12 protein-coding genes are annotated in these 16,886 nt (G+C 61.7%); 11 read left to right on the top strand and 1 reads right to left on the bottom strand.

The window, feature by feature from the left end:
- The first annotated feature begins 857 nt into the window (after nucleotides 1-857).
- The 11 genes from CPH89_RS22615 (at nucleotide 858) to CPH89_RS22565 (ending at nucleotide 15,825) form a co-directional block, all read left to right on the top strand.
- Nucleotides 858-1,139, top strand: a complete 282-nt coding sequence (locus CPH89_RS22615) for a peptidylprolyl isomerase (protein ID WP_053255686.1) — start codon at nucleotides 858-860, stop codon at nucleotides 1,137-1,139.
- 130 nt (nucleotides 1,140-1,269) lie between these two features.
- Nucleotides 1,270-3,132 carry an extracellular solute-binding protein gene (locus CPH89_RS22610; protein ID WP_053255685.1) on the top strand — a complete coding sequence of 621 codons (1,863 nt, stop codon included), beginning with the start codon at nucleotides 1,270-1,272 and terminating at the stop codon, nucleotides 3,130-3,132.
- The gene (locus tag CPH89_RS22605) at nucleotides 3,132-4,190 is read left to right on the top strand and encodes a microcin C ABC transporter permease YejB (RefSeq protein ID WP_053255684.1); all 1,059 of its coding nucleotides are present in this window, start codon (nucleotides 3,132-3,134) and stop codon (nucleotides 4,188-4,190) included. Before CPH89_RS22610 ends, CPH89_RS22605 begins: the two co-directional genes overlap by 1 nt.
- Nucleotides 4,190-5,212, top strand: a complete 1,023-nt coding sequence (locus CPH89_RS22600; protein ID WP_053255683.1) for an ABC transporter permease — start codon at nucleotides 4,190-4,192, stop codon at nucleotides 5,210-5,212. The genes CPH89_RS22605 and CPH89_RS22600 overlap by 1 nt, the downstream gene beginning before the upstream one ends.
- 10 nt (nucleotides 5,213-5,222) lie before the next feature.
- Complete coding sequence (locus tag CPH89_RS22595; RefSeq protein ID WP_053255682.1) at nucleotides 5,223-6,794, top strand: ABC transporter ATP-binding protein; 1,572 nt, start codon at nucleotides 5,223-5,225, stop codon at nucleotides 6,792-6,794.
- 40 nt (nucleotides 6,795-6,834) lie between these two features.
- Nucleotides 6,835-8,232, top strand: a complete 1,398-nt coding sequence (locus CPH89_RS22590; RefSeq protein ID WP_053255681.1) for a sigma-54 interaction domain-containing protein — start codon at nucleotides 6,835-6,837, stop codon at nucleotides 8,230-8,232.
- Between the two features lie 297 nt (nucleotides 8,233-8,529).
- Nucleotides 8,530-9,921: a GntP family permease gene (locus CPH89_RS22585; protein ID WP_053255680.1), complete on the top strand. Its 1,392-nt coding sequence runs from the start codon at nucleotides 8,530-8,532 to the stop codon at nucleotides 9,919-9,921.
- Nucleotides 9,922-9,928: 7 nt separating this feature from the next.
- Complete coding sequence (locus tag CPH89_RS22580; protein WP_053255679.1) at nucleotides 9,929-10,702, top strand: 3-hydroxybutyrate dehydrogenase; 774 nt, start codon at nucleotides 9,929-9,931, stop codon at nucleotides 10,700-10,702.
- Between the two features lie 171 nt (nucleotides 10,703-10,873).
- Nucleotides 10,874-12,826, top strand: coding sequence for an acetoacetate--CoA ligase (locus tag CPH89_RS22575; RefSeq protein WP_053255678.1), 1,953 nt, complete (start codon nucleotides 10,874-10,876; stop codon nucleotides 12,824-12,826).
- 142 nt (nucleotides 12,827-12,968) lie between these two features.
- Entirely contained in the window at nucleotides 12,969-15,506 is a 2,538-nt protein-coding gene (locus CPH89_RS22570; RefSeq protein WP_053255677.1) for a PAS domain-containing protein, read from the top strand.
- A gap of 43 nt (nucleotides 15,507-15,549) precedes the next feature.
- The gene (locus tag CPH89_RS22565) at nucleotides 15,550-15,825 is read left to right on the top strand and encodes a peptidylprolyl isomerase (protein WP_003174397.1); all 276 of its coding nucleotides are present in this window, start codon (nucleotides 15,550-15,552) and stop codon (nucleotides 15,823-15,825) included.
- A 128-nt stretch (nucleotides 15,826-15,953) separates the two neighbouring features.
- On the opposite strand, the gene CPH89_RS22560 is transcribed toward CPH89_RS22565, so the two are convergent.
- Nucleotides 15,954-16,859, bottom strand: coding sequence for a sugar kinase (locus CPH89_RS22560; RefSeq protein WP_053255676.1), 906 nt, complete (start codon nucleotides 16,857-16,859; stop codon nucleotides 15,954-15,956).
- Nucleotides 16,860-16,886: the final 27 nt, after the last annotated feature.

Raw genomic sequence — 16,886 nt, 5'->3', positions numbered from 1 at the left:
TGGGAGCGGGCTTGCGCGCGAATGCGCTGGGTCAGTTACAAATGAGCTGACTGACCCACCGCATTCGCGAGCAAGCCCGCTCCCACATTTTGAACTGGGTACATCAGGCAGAGGGTGGGCAGTTCTTTAGACTGTATTGGGTCAATCTGGGAGCTGGTATGGGGCCTGCTGCCGGGTATGCCTGATGTATCGAAGTGTCTGCATCGCAGGCAAGCCAGCTCCCACAGAAAAGCAGTGCACTACGGTGCTGGTAGCTGAACTCGATCAACATTGTGGGAGCGGGCTTGCTCGCGAAGGCGCTGGGTCAGTTACAAATAAGCCGACTGGCACACCGCATTCGCGAGCAAGCCCGCTCCCACATTTGGATCTCATTTCATCAGGTAAACGTGGTGTTGCTGTGCTTTTGCTTCTACCACTCAGGCCGGCTGTCAGGCCGCCGTGCTCTGCTTTTGACTTTGATCTGCTGTTGATCTTGATCTGACAGGCCCCGTTAACCACGCTGGCCGAACGCAGGCTTGAATCCGTGGGTAACCCGGCAGGACGCCGGGTTAGCCGCACTGGGCCAAGGATGGCCCATTGCGGCGGCCCACGGATTCAAGCCGGAGAGAGGGCATGCCGAGCCTGGGCGAGGCACCGAGTGGTGGGGCAAAGACCTTTTGGTTACTTTTGGGGCGTTTGCCAAAAGTGACCCGCTGTAAGAGCGGAACCCATAGCCGCCGTTACCGCAGCAACGGATATGTACTCAACCAACCAACCAACCAACCAACCAACCAACCAACAAATCATTGGAACTTTGCCAGGAAATAACCGCCTGAATCCGGTACGCTCACCCTTTTTACATCAAGGAGTTACTCCCCATGGCCAAAGCCACCGCCCGTCACATCCTCGTTCCCACTGAAGAAAAGTGCAACGAACTCAAAGCCCAGATCGAAGGCGGCGCCGATTTCGCAGAAATCGCCAAAGCCAACTCCAGCTGCCCATCCAGCCGCGACGGCGGCAACCTGGGCTCGTTCGGCCCAGGCCAAATGGTTAAAGAATTCGACACCGTCGTCTTCAGCGCCCCGGTCAACACCGTGCAAGGCCCGGTAAAAACCCAGTTCGGTTACCACCTGCTGGAAGTCACCAGCCGCCAGGACTGATCCAGTCTGCGCTGACGCTCTAAACAACGGCCCGCCTTTTGGCGGGCCGTTGTGCATGTGGTGACGGGCGGCGCTTAAGCCGTTAACGTACCCGTCCCTATTCTTCTTCACCTGGCGTTCAAGGCTGATAATGCGATTGGCTTTTTCCCTGAAACTCCTCGGCGCTGCCCTGGGCCTGCTAATGGCCAGCACCGCCGCGACTGCAGCCCCGCAAACTTACTTGACCGTGTACGGCGAACCCGCCAAATACCCCGCCGGTTTCACCCACTTCGACTACGCCAACCCTGACGCCCCCAAAGGCGGCAGCCTGCGACGCTCAGCCATCGAAATCGGGCGTTTCGACCATGTGTTGCCGTATATCGACAAAGGCATCGGCGTCTCCCAGGTCGACGGCTGGCTGTACGCCCCGCTGGCCCAGCGGTCCCTGGATGAGCCCTACACCGTTTACGGCCTGGTTGCAGAGAAGATGGAACGCTCGGACGACGGCCTGTCGCTGCGTTTCTACCTCAACCCCAAGGCGCGTTTTGCCGACGGCAAGCCGATCACCGCCGAAGATGTGCGCTACAGCTTCGACCTGCTGATGACCCAAGGCAGCCTGCGTTTTCGCACCCTGTTCGCCGACGTCAAGCACGTCGAAGTCGAAGGCGAGCGCCAGGTGCGTTTTGACTTTTCCAGCAATGAAAACCGCACCCTGCCCCTGGATATCGCCACCTTGCCGGTATTCCCCGAACACTGGTGGAAGACCCGCGATTTCGCCAATGGCGGCGGCTATGAAGCCCCGCTGGGCAGCGGCCCGTACAAAATCAGCAAGATCGACTCCGGCAGCACCATCACCTTTACCCGCGACCCGGACTGGTGGGGCAAGGACTTGCCCGTCAGCCGTGGCCTGTACAACTTCAATCACTTGAGCCTGGAGTATTTCGGCGATACCGAGGTGGCGCGCCAGGTACTGCGCGGCGGCGCCTACGACTTCAATCGCGAGTTCTCCGCCACCGGTTATTCCATCGGTTACAACGGCCCGGCCCTCGACGACGGCCGCCTGCAACGTGCGCACCTGGCCAAAGAAATGCCGCAACCGGCCCAAGGCTATGTGTTCAACGTACAAAAGCCGATGTTCAAGGACCGCCGGGTGCGTCAGGCGCTGGCGATGCTGTGGGACTTCGAATGGGCCAACCGTCAGATGATGCGCAACCTGTACATTCGCCAGCAAAGCTATTTCTCCAATAGCGAGCTGGCGGCGAGCCAATTGCCGACCAAAGAAGAGCTGGCGATTCTGGAACCCCTGCGTGGGCAGATTCCCGACGAAGCCTTCACCCAGGTGTTCAAGGCGCCGGTCACCGACGGCAGTGGCATGATCCGCGACAAGCAGCTGCAAGCCCTGGCCTTGCTGGAAGCGGCCGGCTGGACACCGAATGGCGACAAGCTGGTGAATGCACAAGGCGAACCGCTGGAGTTCACCTTCCTCAATGCCCAACCCGGCCTGGAACGTCTGTTGCTGCCCTACAAACGCAACCTCGCGCAGATCGGCATTACCTTGAATATCCGCCGCATCGACTCCTCGCAATACGTCAACCGCATGATGGCGCGGGACTACGACATGATCGTGATTGGCTTCCCGGTGACCACCTCGCCCGGCATGGAGCTGTACAACTACTTCGGCTCCCAGGCGGCCTACGACCCCGGTGCCAATAACTACATGGTGTTGAAAGACCCGGCCGTCGACACCCTGATCAACGGCCTGGTCAAGGCCAACACCCACGCCCAGATGCTCACATACGCCCACGCCCTGGACCGAGTGCTGCAATGGAGCTACCTGTGGATTCCGAATTACTACCCGCCCGGCACTTCCGCCGCGTGGTGGAACCGCTTCGGGCGCCCGGCCATCGAGGCCAAAAACGACGAAGCGCTGGAAACCTGGTGGGAAATCAGCCCCACGCCACTGACGAATGAGCAAATGAACGCCGAGTTGAAAAAACGCGCAGGTGCCCGCTGATGTTTGCCTATATCGTGCGGCGCCTGCTGCTGATCATCCCGACGCTGGTGATCATCCTGCTGGTGAATTTCGTGATCGTCCAGGCCGCGCCCGGCGGGCCGGTCGAACAGGCTATTGCGCACTTGCAAGGGATCGGCGGGGGCGGCATCGGCGGCTCTTCCGGCGAAAGCATCAGCGGCTCGCGGGCCAGCCGTGGCCTCGACCCCAAGCTGATCAAGGACATCGAAAAACAATACGGCTTCGACAAGCCCGCCCCGGAACGCCTGTGGTTGATGCTCAAGAACTACGCCCGGCTGGACTTCGGCAACAGCTTCTTCCGCGGCAAGACTGTGATCGACCTGATCCTGGAAAAGATGCCGGTGACCATTTCCCTGGGTTTATGGGCCACCTTGATTACCTACCTGGTGTCGATCCCCCTGGGCATTCGCAAAGCCGTGCGCCATGGCAGCAGCTTTGACGTGTGGAGCAGCACCGCCATCGTCATCGGCTACGCGATGCCGGCGTTCCTGTTTGCGATGTTCCTGATTGTGCTGTTCGCCGGTGGCACGTCGCTGAACTGGTTCCCGGTGCGCGGGCTGGTGTCGGAGAACTTCGACGAACTGAGCACCGTCGGCAAGATCGCCGACTACTTCTGGCACCTGGTGTTGCCCGTCACCGCGCTGGTGATCGGCGGGTTTGCCACCCTGACAATCCTCACCAAAAACTCATTCTTGAATGAAATCACCCGCCAGTATGTGGTCACGGCCCGCGCCAAAGGCTTGAGCGAACGACGTGTGCTCTATGGCCATGTGTTCCGCAACGCGATGCTGCTGGTGATCTCGGGGATTCCCCAGGCGTTTATCAGCGTGTTTTTCGCCGGTTCCCTGCTCATCGAAGTGATCTTCTCCCTCGATGGCCTGGGCCGCATGAGCTACGAAGCCGCCGTGTCGCGTGACTACCCGGTGGTGTTCGGCTCGCTGTTTATCTTCACGTTGTTCGGCCTGCTGATAAAACTCATCGGGGACCTTTGCTACACCCTGGTGGACCCGCGTATCGACTTCGCGGCGAGGAACGCCTGATGCTTAATCTATCCCCGGTGGCGCGTCGGCGTTTCGAGCGATTCAAGAAAAACCGTCGCGGTTGGTGGTCGCTGTGGCTGTTTATCGGCCTGTTTATCCTGACCCTGGGCGGCGAATTGATCGCCAATGACAAACCGCTGCTGCTCAGTTTCAAGAACGAGCTGTATTTCCCGGTGTTCAAGCGCTACACCGAGCAGCAGTTCGGCGGGCAGCTGCCGTTCCAGGCCGACTACCGCAGTGACTACGTGCAAAAGCTGATCAAGCAGGACGGCGGCTGGATGCTGTTCCCGCCGATCCCGTTCAGCGACGACACCCCCAACTACGAACTGACCCGCCCTGCCCCCAGCCCGCCCTCGGCGGTGAACTGGCTGGGCACTGACGATCAGTCGCGCGATGTGCTGGCGCGGGTGATCTTTGGAGCACGGGTGTCGATCCTGTTTGCACTGGCGTTGACGGCCATCAGCGCCGCCATCGGCATTGCCGCCGGGGCCTTGCAGGGTTACTACGGCGGCTGGGTGGATCTGCTGGGCCAGCGCCTATTGGAAGTCTGGTCCGGATTGCCGGTGCTGTACCTGCTGATCATTCTGTCGGGCTTTGTCGAGCCGAACTTCTGGTGGTTGCTGGGGATCATGGCGCTGTTTTCCTGGCTGGCCCTGGTGGACGTGGTGCGCGCCGAGTTCCTGCGCGGGCGCAACCTGGAGTACGTCAAGGCCGCCCGCGCATTGGGCCTGGGTGACGGCAAGATCATTCGCCGGCATATCCTGCCGAATGCCATGACCGCCACCCTGAGTTACCTGCCGTTTATTTTGACCGGAGCGATCTCCACGTTGAGCGCCCTGGATTTCCTCGGTTTCGGCATGCCGGCGGGCAGCGCGTCGCTGGGCGAGCTGATTGCCCAGGGCAAGCAAAACCTGCAAGCGCCGTGGCTGGGCCTGACGGCATTTTTCACCCTGGCGCTGATCCTGTCGCTGCTGGTCTTTATTGGCGAGGCATTACGTGATGCCTTCGACCCACGTTCATGAGTGACTGCAGATGAACCTGATCGAAATCCGCGACCTCAGCGTCGCCTTCAGCGGCCAGACCGTCGTACGCAACCTGAGCCTGGACGTACGCCCCGGCGAGTGCCTGGCATTGGTGGGCGAGTCGGGCTCGGGCAAGTCGGTGACGGCCCATTCGATTTTGCAATTGCTGCCCGAAGCCGGCACGGCAACCACCGGCTCCGTGAAGTATCGCGGCCAGGAGTTGATCGGCGCGCCAGCCGGCACGTTGCAAAAGCTGCGCGGCAACCGCATTGCGATGATCTTCCAGGAGCCGATGACCTCCCTCAACCCGTTGCACAGCATCGAAAAGCAAATCGGCGAAACCCTGCTGTTGCACAAGGGCCTGGGCGGCAAGGCAGCGCAGGCGCGGATCCTCGAACTGCTTGAACTGGTGGGCATCCAGAAGCCCCAGGAACGGCTCAAGGCGTATCCGCACCAGCTCTCCGGCGGCCAGCGCCAGCGCGTGATGATCGCCATGGCCCTGGCCTGCGAGCCGGAACTGCTGATCGCCGACGAACCCACCACCGCGCTGGACGTGACCGTGCAGCGCAAGATCCTGCTGCTGCTCAAGTCCCTGCAACAACGGTTGGGCATGTCGCTGCTGCTGATCAGCCATGACCTCAACCTGGTGCGCAGCATTGCCCAGCGCGTGTGCGTGATGCACGCCGGTGAGATTGTCGAGCAGGCCGATTGCCAGACGCTGTTCACCGCACCGCAGCATCCTTACAGCCGCCTGCTGCTGGATGCCGAGCCTGCCGGTGATGTGCTGTGCAGCGACGAGCGCGAGACGGTGTTGCAGGTCGACAACCTGACCGTGCAGTTCCCCCTCGGCGGCGGGCTGTTCCGGCGCAAAACTTACCTGCGTGCCGTGGACGGCATCAGCCTCAGCGTGCAGCGCGGCAAGACCTTGGGGATTGTCGGCGAGTCCGGTTCAGGCAAGTCGACCCTCGGCCAGGCGATCCTGCGCTTGCTCGACTCCACCGGCAGCATCCGCTTCCAGGGCCACGCCCTCGACCCCCTGAACAACCAGCAAATGCGCCCGTGGCGCAAGCAGATGCAGGTGGTGTTCCAGGACCCGTTCGGCAGCCTCAGCCCGCGCATGTCGGTGCAACAGATCATCAGCGAAGGCCTGGAAGTGCACGCGCCGTGCAGCCTGGCCGACCGCGATGCGCAAGTGATTCAGGTGCTCAAGGACGTGGGCCTCGACCCCGCCAGCCGTCATCGTTACCCCCATGAGTTTTCCGGTGGCCAGCGCCAACGCATCGCTATCGCCCGCGCCTTGGTGCTCAAGCCGGCGCTGATGTTGCTGGACGAACCCACGTCCGCCCTCGACCGCACGGTGCAGAAGCAGGTCGTGGCGTTATTGCGTGAACTGCAGGAAAAATACGCCCTGACCTACCTGTTTATCAGCCATGACCTGGCGGTGGTACGCGCCATGGCCCACGACATGATCGTGATCAAGGATGGCAAGGTGGTGGAGCGCGGCGCGAGCCATGACGTGTTCGAGGCGCCGCAGCACGCGTACACCAAGGAGCTTCTGGCGGCAGCGCATATTCCTTTGTAGGAGCGCGACCCTCTTCATATTTTATGTTGGCGGCGGGTGCATGAATAGCAACGAAAGCCTCAAGGATTACCAACGGGTGCGCGGCCTGGCCATCCAGTCGCTGTTCGAGATCATCGAGCAGTCCAGCGAAGGCACAGTGATTGTCGACCGTGACGCGAATATCGTCTGGATGAACGAGCGCTATGCCAAGCGCTTCGGCCTCAAAAGCGCCGACGATGCCATTGGCCAGCCGTGTGAGCAGGTGATCGCCAACAGTTTGTTGCGCCAGGTCGTGCGCAACGATCAGCCGATTTTGCTGGATATCCAGGACACGCCCAAGGGCCCACTGGTGGTGATGCGCCTGCCGATTCACGACGATGCCGGCGCGGTGATTGGTGCGATTGGGTTTGCGCTGTTTGATGAGCTGCGCAACCTGTCGCCACTGATCGAGCGTTACCTGAGCATGCAGCAGGAGCTGGCCTCCACGCGGTCGTTGCTGCGTTCGCGGCAGAGCAAATACAACTTCGCGCACTTTATCGGCACCAGTGCGGCCAGCCTGGAAGTCAAACGCCGAGCGCGGCGCAGTGCGAGTGCCGAGTCACCGGTGTTGCTGCTGGGCGAAACCGGAACTGGCAAGGAGCTGCTGGCCCAGGCGATCCATGGCGCCTCGCCGCGTGCGCACAAAGCCTTCGTCAGTATCAACAGTGCCGCGATTCCCCACGACCTGCTCGAAGCCGAGTTTTTCGGCACCGCGCCGGGCGCGTTTACCGGGGCCGACCGCAAAGGCCGTCCCGGTAAGTTGCAGATCGCCCACGGCGGCACGCTGTTTCTGGATGAAATCGGTGATATGCCGCTGGCGCTGCAAAGCAAACTGCTGCGGGTGTTGCAGGAGAAGGAATACGAAGCGGTCGGCTCCAACGACATGCTGCACAGCGATGTGCGGGTGATTGCCGCGACGTCCATGGACCTCGAAGCGGCGATCAAGCGCGGTGAGTTTCGTGCAGATTTGTATTACCGGCTGAATGTGCTGCCCATCCAGGTGCCGCCCTTGCGGGAGCGACTGGATGATATTCCAGCATTGAGCGAGGCGATTCTGGAAGAGCTGCGCAGCCAGCATGAACTGGACCGCGAGGCCCTCGCGCTGTTGGCACAGCACGCGTGGCCGGGGAACATCCGTGAGTTGCGCAATGTGTTGGAACGCGCGGCGTTGTTGAGTGATGACCTGATGCTGGATGCCAGGGAGATTCGCGCGGCGATTGGGACGTTTAGCCCGGTGACGCGTGGCCCGGTGGAAACCCTCGAGGGTGAGACGTTTGCGGCGGCGCGGGAGCGCTTTGATCGGCAGCTGATTGCAGCGGCGTTGAAGGCCTGTGACGGCAATGTGGTGGACGCGGCCAAGCGGTTGGGGCTGGGCAGATCGACGCTGTACAAGAAAATGGTTGCCCTTGGCATCGCCTAGTCTCAAAACAGAGAAACAATTCTATTTATGAAGACAATCTAAAGTTGGAGCGGGCTTGCTCGCGAATGCGGTATTTCAGCCAGCTCATCTAGCACTGACACACCGCTTTCGCGAGCAAGCCCGCTCCCACATTGGGCCTTCACTTGTCTCTAGATAGAGACAAAATTCTGACCCGCCGATCTAAAATCAAATAATATTCTTATATTTCAACACGTTAATGTTTTGGCACACATCTCGCTATAGCCCCTCTCCAAAGCACCACCCCACAACAATAACAATCCGATTTGGAGACACACCATGAGTGTGATCATTGCCCTGGCAGCCCTCGCGCTGTTGATGCTGGCAGCCTACCGTGGCTACAGCGTTATCCTGTTTGCCCCCATCGCCGCCCTCGGCGCTGTGCTCCTCACCGACCCGTCCGCCGTCGCCCCTGCCTTTACCGGGGTGTTCATGGAGAAAATGGTCGGCTTTATCAAATTGTATTTCCCGGTGTTCCTGCTTGGCGCGGTGTTCGGCAAGCTGATCGAGCTGTCGGGCTTTTCGCGCTCGATTGTTGCCGCCGCGATCCGTTTGCTTGGCACACGCCAGGCGATGCTGGTGATCGTGCTGGTCTGCGCCCTGCTCACCTACGGCGGCGTGTCGTTGTTTGTGGTGGTGTTTGCGGTCTACCCGTTCGCAGCGGAGATGTTCCGCCAGAGCAATATCCCCAAGCGCCTGATCCCGGCAACCATCGCCCTTGGCGCGTTCTCGTTCACCATGGACGCCCTGCCCGGCACGCCGCAGATCCAGAACATCATCCCCAGCACCTTCTTCAATACCACCGCGTGGGCTGCGCCGTGGCTGGGCTTGATCGGCACGATCTTCGTGTTCTGCACCGGCATGCTCTACCTGGCGCGCCAGCGCAACAAGGCCCAGCGTGCCGGCGAAGGCTATGGCACCGAGCTGCGTAACGAGCCGGAAACCGCCGAGAACCTCACCTTGCCCAACCCATGGATCGCGCTGTCGCCGCTGATTCTGGTGGGCGTGATGAACCTGCTGTTCACCCACTGGATTCCGCAGTGGTATGGCAAGACCCATAGCCTGAGCCTGCCGGGCATGAGCGCGCCGGTGACCACCGAAGTCGCCAAGCTCACGGCAATCTGGGCGGTGCAGGCGGCGTTGCTGGTGGGCATTGTCATGGTGCTGGTGTTCGGCTGGTCGGCGATTCGCGACAAGCTCGCCGAAGGCAGTAAAAGCGCGGTCAGCGGTGCGCTGCTGGCGGCGATGAACACCGCATCGGAATACGGCTTTGGTGCGGTCATCGCCTCACTGCCGGGCTTTCTGGTGCTGGCGGACTGGCTCAAGGGCATCCCCAATCCGCTGGTCAACGAAGCGATCACCGTGACCTTGCTGGCCGGTATCACCGGTTCGGCCTCGGGCGGCATGAGCATCGCCCTGGCGGCGATGTCCGAAAGCTTTATTTCCGCGGCCCATGCGGCCAATATCCCCCTTGAAGTGCTGCACCGGGTAGCGGCCATGGCCAGCGGCGGCATGGACACCCTGCCCCACAACGGCGCGGTGATTACGCTGCTGGCGGTGACCGGGCTGACCCACCGCGAAGCCTACAAGGATATTTTCGGCATCACGATTATCAAGACCCTCGCGGTGTTCGTGGTGATCGGTACTTTCTACGCCACCGGCATTGTGTGAGGTTGACATGACGAACTTGAACGGCAAGACCGCCCTGGTCACCGGCTCCACCAGCGGCATCGGCCTGGGCATAGCGCTCAGCCTGGCCAAGGCCGGCGCCAACCTGATCCTCAACGGCTTCGGCGACGCCAGCGCGGTGATCGCCCAGGTGCAGGCGTTCGGCGGTAAAGTCGGCCATCACCCGGCAGACGTCAGCGACCCGGCGCAGATCGCCGACATGCTGGCCTATGCCGAGCGTGAATTCGGTGGCGTGGATATATTGGTCAATAACGCCGGCATTCAGCACGTGTCGGCGGTGGAGGATTTCCCGGTGGAACGCTGGGATTCGATCATCGCGATCAACCTGTCGTCGGTATTCCACAGCACGCGCTTGAGCCTGCCGGGCATGAAGGCCAAAGGCTGGGGGCGTATCGTCAATATCGCCTCGGTGCACGGCCTGGTCGGTTCGGTGGGCAAGGCCGCGTACGTGGCGGCCAAGCATGGCGTGATCGGCCTGACCAAAGTGGTGGGCCTGGAGACGGCCACCAGCAACGTCACCTGCAACGCCATCTGCCCCGGCTGGGTGCTGACGCCGCTGGTGCAGAAGCAGATTGATGACCGTGCGGCCAACGGCGTTGATCCGCAGCAGGCGCAGCATGATTTGCTCGCGGAGAAACAGCCGTCGCTGGAGTTTGTGACACCGCCGCAGTTGGGTGAGCTGGTGTTGTTTCTGTGCAGCGAGGCCGGTGCCCAGGTGCGCGGCGCGGCGTGGAATATCGATGGTGGCTGGCTGGCGCAGTAAACCCCGCTATTCCACACACAGGCGTTTTAAAATGTGGCAGCGGGCTTGCTCGCGAAGGAGGCGTGTCAGCCAGCCAGTTTGTAACTGACCCACCGCATTCGCGAGCAAGCCCGCTCGCACATTTGCTCCGTGCTGTTGGGTAGATTTCATCTAAGCACAAGAGATTGCGCAATGTCCGAGATCCTCTGGCAACCTTCCCCGGAACGCATCGCCAACACGCGGATGGACCAGTTCCGCCGCTTCGTCAACGACCGCTACAGCGTGCAACTGCCCGACTACCCGGCCCTGCACCAGTGGAGCATCGACCAGCGCGCCGACTTCTGGCAGGCCATCGTCGGGTTCTTTGACGTGCAATTTCGCAGCCCGCCCTCGGTGACGCTGATCGAAGACCGTGAAATGCCCAGCGCCCAGTGGTTTCCCGACGCCACGCTGAACTTTGCCGAACACCTGCTGCGCCGCCGTGATGATCACCCGGCCGTGGTCGCCATCAGCGAGGACGGCCAGCGCGAACAGCTGACCTACGCCGAACTGGCTAGCCACGTCGCCGGCCTGCAACACAGCCTGCGCGCAGCGGGTGTAGGGGTGGGCGACCGCGTGGCCGCGTGCATGCCCAACACCTGGCAAACCCTGGTCGGCATGCTCGCCACCAGCAGCCTCGGGGCGATCTGGTCCTGTTCATCGCCGGACTTCGGCACCCAAGGCGTGATCGACCGTTTCGGCCAGATCGAACCCAAGGTGCTGATCACCTGCGCGGGTTATCGCTATGCCGGCAAGGCCATCGACCAAAGCGCCAAGCTGCATGAAATCCTCGCGCGCCTGCCGTCCCTGCAACAGCTGATCATCGTGCCGTATGCCCGGCCACAGGCGACAGCCGCGGATTATCAGACCCACGCCAAGGTCACGCTGTGGGGCGACTTTTACCAACCCGGCGGCGAACCTGAATTTGTCGCAGTGCCGTTCAATCACCCGCTGTACATCCTCTATTCCAGCGGCACCACCGGCGTGCCCAAGTGCATCATCCACGGCACCGGCGGCGTGTTGCTCACGCACCTCAAGGAACACGGCCTGCATGCCGACCTGTCGCGGGATGACTGCCTCTTTTACTACACCACGTGCGGCTGGATGATGTGGAACTGGCTGGTGTCGGTGCTGGCCCTCGGCGCGACCGCCGTGCTGTACGACGGCTCGCCCTTTCACCCCGGCCCCGAACGGCTGATCGACCTGATCGATGCCGAGACAATCAGCGTATTCGGCACCAGCCCGAAATACCTCGTCACCCTGGAAAAAGCCGGCCTGCAACCGCGGCTGAGTCATGATTTGAGCAGCCTCAAAGGGCTGATTTCAACCGGCTCGCCGCTGTCGCCGCAGAGCTACGACTACGTGTACCGCGACATCAAAAGCGAGCTGTGCCTGTCGTCGATGTCGGGCGGCACCGATATCGTCTCCTGCTTTGTGATCGGCAACCCGGCGCTGCCGGTGCGGCGTGGCGAAATGCAGTGCAAGAGCCTGGCGATGGCCATCGAAGTGTGGAACGACCAGGGCCAGCCGCTGATCGGCGAAAAAGGCGAATTGGTCTGCACTCGGCATTTTCCGGCCATGCCGATCGGGCTGTGGAATGACCCGCACCAGCACACGCTGCGCGCGGCGTATTTCAGCCAGTTTCCCGGTGTATGGGCCCAGGGCGACTACGCCGAACAACGCCCCAATGGCAGCCTGCTAATTCATGGGCGCTCCGACGCGGTGCTCAACCCGGGCGGTGTGCGCATCGGCACGGCGGAGATTTATCGCCAGGTGGAAAAGGTCCCGCAGGTCCTGGAAAGCCTGGCCATCGGCCAACGCTGGCAGGACGATGTGCGGGTGGTGCTGTTTGTGCGCCTCAATGAGGGCATTGAACTCGATGACGCCCTGGAGCAACAGATTCGCCAGGTGATTCGCGCCAACACCACGCCGCGCCATGTGCCGGCGAAAATCCTCGCCGTCACCGATATCCCGCGCACCATCAGCGGCAAGATCGTCGAACTGGCGGTGCGCAACGTGGTGCACGGTGAACCGGTGAAGAACACTGACGCGTTGGCAAACCCGGAGGCGCTCGCGCAGTTTCGTGATCGACCGGAGCTGGCATAAACAAGAAAGGTTTCCGCCCTGAAGCACGCAGTTGAAGACAAACCCCCAATGCATGCTATTTTTCGAGGGGTAGTCAGCCGTTCCCGTGTCGCGGGATAATCGGTTTTGTCGTCTTTCAAAGTGTCGGGTTTAGGGTTTTTTCATGAACGTAACATCCACCGGAAGCGAAGCCGCTGCATTGATTGCACGGCTGGACTGGGCGCGAAGCCCCCTCGGTGAATCCAGTGACTGGCCGCAAAGCCTGCGCACCGCCGTCGATATCGTGGTCCACTCACCGATGCCGATGCTGCTGCTGTGGGGCAGCCAGCTCACTCAACTCTACAACGACGGCTTCGCCGCGCTCGCGGGCAACAAACACCCCGGCGCCATGGGCCAACCCGCGCATGAGACCTGGCCGGAGCTGGAAAACTTTACCGCACCGATCTACGACGCCGTCCTCACCGGCCAGGTGCGCACCTTCACCGAACAGCGCTTCGTCCTGCAACGCAACCATCGCGACACCGACATCTGGCTCGACCTGACCTACAGCCCGGTCCGCGATGAAAGCGGCACCGTCGCCGGCATTCTGGTCACCGCCATCGAGACCAACGAGCGCCGCAGCAAAGCCCTCGAACTGCAACAGCGCTCCGATGACAGCCTCAAGGCCCAGCACAGCACCGAACAACGCCTGCAATTGGCCCTGGCCGCCACTGATGCGGTGGGAACCTGGGACTGGGACATCGGCGAAGACCGCTTTATCGCCGACGCCCATTTCGCCTATTTGCATGGCGTCAACCCGAGTGACGCCGGCCTGTTGCCGATCAGCGACTACCTGCAAGGCGTGCACCCCGAAGACCGCGGCATGGTGGCGCGCAGCATCAAACACTGCATCACCTTTGGCACCGAATACGCCGAGGAATACCGCTTGCTGCAAGCCGACGGCCAACTGCGCTGGGTGTTCGCCCGTGGTCGCTGCTACAAGGACCCGCAAGGCCGCCCGGCACGCTTCCTTGGCGCCGCGCTGGACCTGACCGAACGTAAACACACCGAGCACGCGCTGCGCCAAAGCCAGACCGAGCTGCAACTGATCATCAACGCCATGCCGGTGCTGATCGGCTACGTCGACCACGAACAGCGTTTTCGCCTGAACAACAGCGCCTACCTCGACTGGTATGGCATGACGCCCCAGGAGCTGTACGGCAAGACCATCCGTGAGGTCATCGGCGACGAGCTGTATGCCGGGCGCGAAGACAAGATCGCCGCCGCGCTCAAGGGCAAGGCGTGCAGTTTCATGACCGTTACGCCCCATCACGACGGCCGCCCGCGCCACGCGTTGATGAAGTACCTGCCACGCTTCAGCAATGACGGCTCGGTGAACGGCTTCTATATCTTTGTTATCGATGAGACCGAACGCAAACTCACCGAAGAGGCCCTGCGCCACCTCAACGAGAACCTCGAAGAGCGCGTCGCCCAGCGCACACAGGCGCTGGCTGAAGCCAACCAGCGCCTGCAAAACGAAATGTTCGAACGCGAGCGCGCCGAAGACGCGCTGCGTCACGCGCAGAAAATGGAAGCCGTGGGCCAGCTCACCGGCGGCATCGCCCATGATTTCAACAACATGCTGACCGGGATTATCGGCAGCCTGGACTTGATGCAGCGCTACATCAGTGCCGGGCGCAGCGACGAAATCGGCCGCTTTACTGACGCCGCCGTATCGTCCGCCCATCGCGCGGCCGCCCTCACCCATCGGCTGCTGGCGTTCTCGCGCCGCCAGTCGCTGGACCGCCGCCCGCTGGACCCCAACCAGCTGGTAGCGTCCCTGGAGGATCTGTTCCAGCGAACCAAAGGCGCGCATATCACGCTCAAAGTGCAACTGGGCCGCGATATCTGGCCCGTGAATACCGATGCCAGCCAGTTGGAAAACGCCCTGCTCAACCTGGTGATCAACGCACGCGACGCCATGCCCGACGGCGGCGAATTGCTGATCGAAACCGCCAACAGCTACCTCGATGGCAGCGACATCACCACCCTGGAACCGGTGAAGGCCGGCGACTACGTGATGCTGGGCGTGTGCGACAACGGCACCGGCATGGCACCGAAAATCCTGGCCAAGGCGTTCGACCCGTTTTTCACCACCAAGCCTATCGGCCAGGGCACAGGCCTTGGGCTGTCGATGATCTATGGGTTTGCCCAGCAATCCGGTGGCCACGTGACGATCCAAAGCGAGCCCGGCCAGGGCACCTGCGTGCGCCTGTACCTGCCGCGCCTGTATGGCACCGCCCTGGAAAGCCACCTGCCGCAGCATTTGAGCGAGGCCCCGTTGGCGCTGGCCGGTGAGTCGGTGGTGGTGGTCGAGGATGACCCGGCGGTGCGCATGCTGGTGGTCAATGTGCTCGATGAGTTGGGTTACACCGCACACCAGGCAGCGGACGCACGCACGGCGCTGCCTTTGTTGGAGTCGGATTTGCGTGTGGACCTGCTGGTGACCGATGTCGGCTTGCCCGGCATGAACGGCCGGCAACTGGCGGAAATCGCCCGTCAGCACCGGCCCGGCCTGCGCGTGTTGTTCATGACCGGTTACGCCGAAAAAGCCGCCGAGCGCCAGGGCTTTCTGGAAGACGGCATGGACATGGTCGCCAAACCGTTTTCCGTTGACCTGCTGGCAACAAAAATCCGCAGCATGATCAGCGTCGACGAATGAGTTCAGGCATAATCGCGCGCCGCCGCACACCTGGTAGAAATCAATGAAAGCCCAAGCCCGTCACATTCTGGTGAAGACCAGCGAAGAAGCCGAACAGCTCAAGCAGCGCATTGCCAAGGGCGAAGCGTTTGATGTGCTGGCCAAGAAATACTCGACCTGCCCGTCCGGCAAGCGCGGCGGTGATTTGGGTGAAGTGCGGCCAGGGCAGATGGTCGGGGCCATTGATGCGGTGATCTTCAAGAAGCCGGTGAAGGTGGTGCATGGGCCGATCAAGAGCAAGTTTGGCTATCACCTGGTGCAGGTGTTTTACCGCGACTGAGGGTTGGGCTTTAGACCGCTTTCGCGAGCAAGCCCGCTCCCACAGTTGACCGAGTTCCTTCAGTTGAAATGCAATCAAATGTGGCAGCGGGCTTGCTCGCGAACCGCAGCGGGCGGCTATTCCACCGACTATCTTGGGATCAGTGCACCCGGCACTTGAATCACCCGGCTCGCCAACCGATGCCCCGCCAAGGCCGCCGCCTCTGGCGAACCACCCGTGAGCCGACTGGCCAAATACGCCGCACTGAACGAATCCCCCGCCGCCGTCGTATCCACCACGTTCTCGACCTGCAACGCCGGCACGGCAAAGCGCTCGCCTGCGCAACGGATCAAACACGCCTGCGCCCCGCGCTTGAGCACCACTTCCGCAATGGCCGGGTACGCCGCAAACACCTGCTCACTGTCGGCGTACCCAAACAGCACACGCTCGTCATCTTCAGTCAGCAAAGCGATATCCACCTCGGCCAGCACCCGGTGATACGCCGCGCGCGCCGCCTCGACACTGGTCCACAGACGCGGCCGGTAGTTGTTGTCGAAGACCACCTTACCGCCGCGACGGCGGGTTTCGATCAGGCTTTGCAGTAAGCGTTCACGCCCGATTTCACCCAGCACCGCCAAGGTGATACCGCTGAAATACACCACGTCGTAATCCGGTAAGGCCGCCAGGATCGGTTCGGCGGCCGGCGTGGTGAAGCAATCACGCACGGCGGCTTCATTGCGCCAGTAGAGAAATTTGCGTTCGCCGTTGGCGTCCGTCTGGATGCAATACAACCCCGGCAAACGGCCGGGCAAGCGCTGAACCCTGTCCAGGCCCAAGCCTTCGTCGCGCCACTGTTGGCACATGGCATCGCTGAAACTGTCATCGCCCAAAGCGGTGACGTAGTCGACCGTGCCGACAGCGCCCAGCTCGCGGCGCAGGTACACGGCCGTGTTCAGGGTGTCGCCGCCGAAGCTCTGCTGCAGGCTGCCGTCGGCGCGGTGCTGCAATTCGATCATGCATTCGCCGATCAGGGCGATGCGCGGTTGTGTGTTCATGCCTTTGATCTCTGGTATGGCTGATGG

This window comes from Pseudomonas fluorescens, assembly GCF_900215245.1.
GTDB classification, from domain to species: domain Bacteria; phylum Pseudomonadota; class Gammaproteobacteria; order Pseudomonadales; family Pseudomonadaceae; genus Aquipseudomonas; species Aquipseudomonas fluorescens.
Note: the sequence above shows the minus strand (reverse complement) of the source record. Positions and strands in the feature narration are given on the sequence as shown.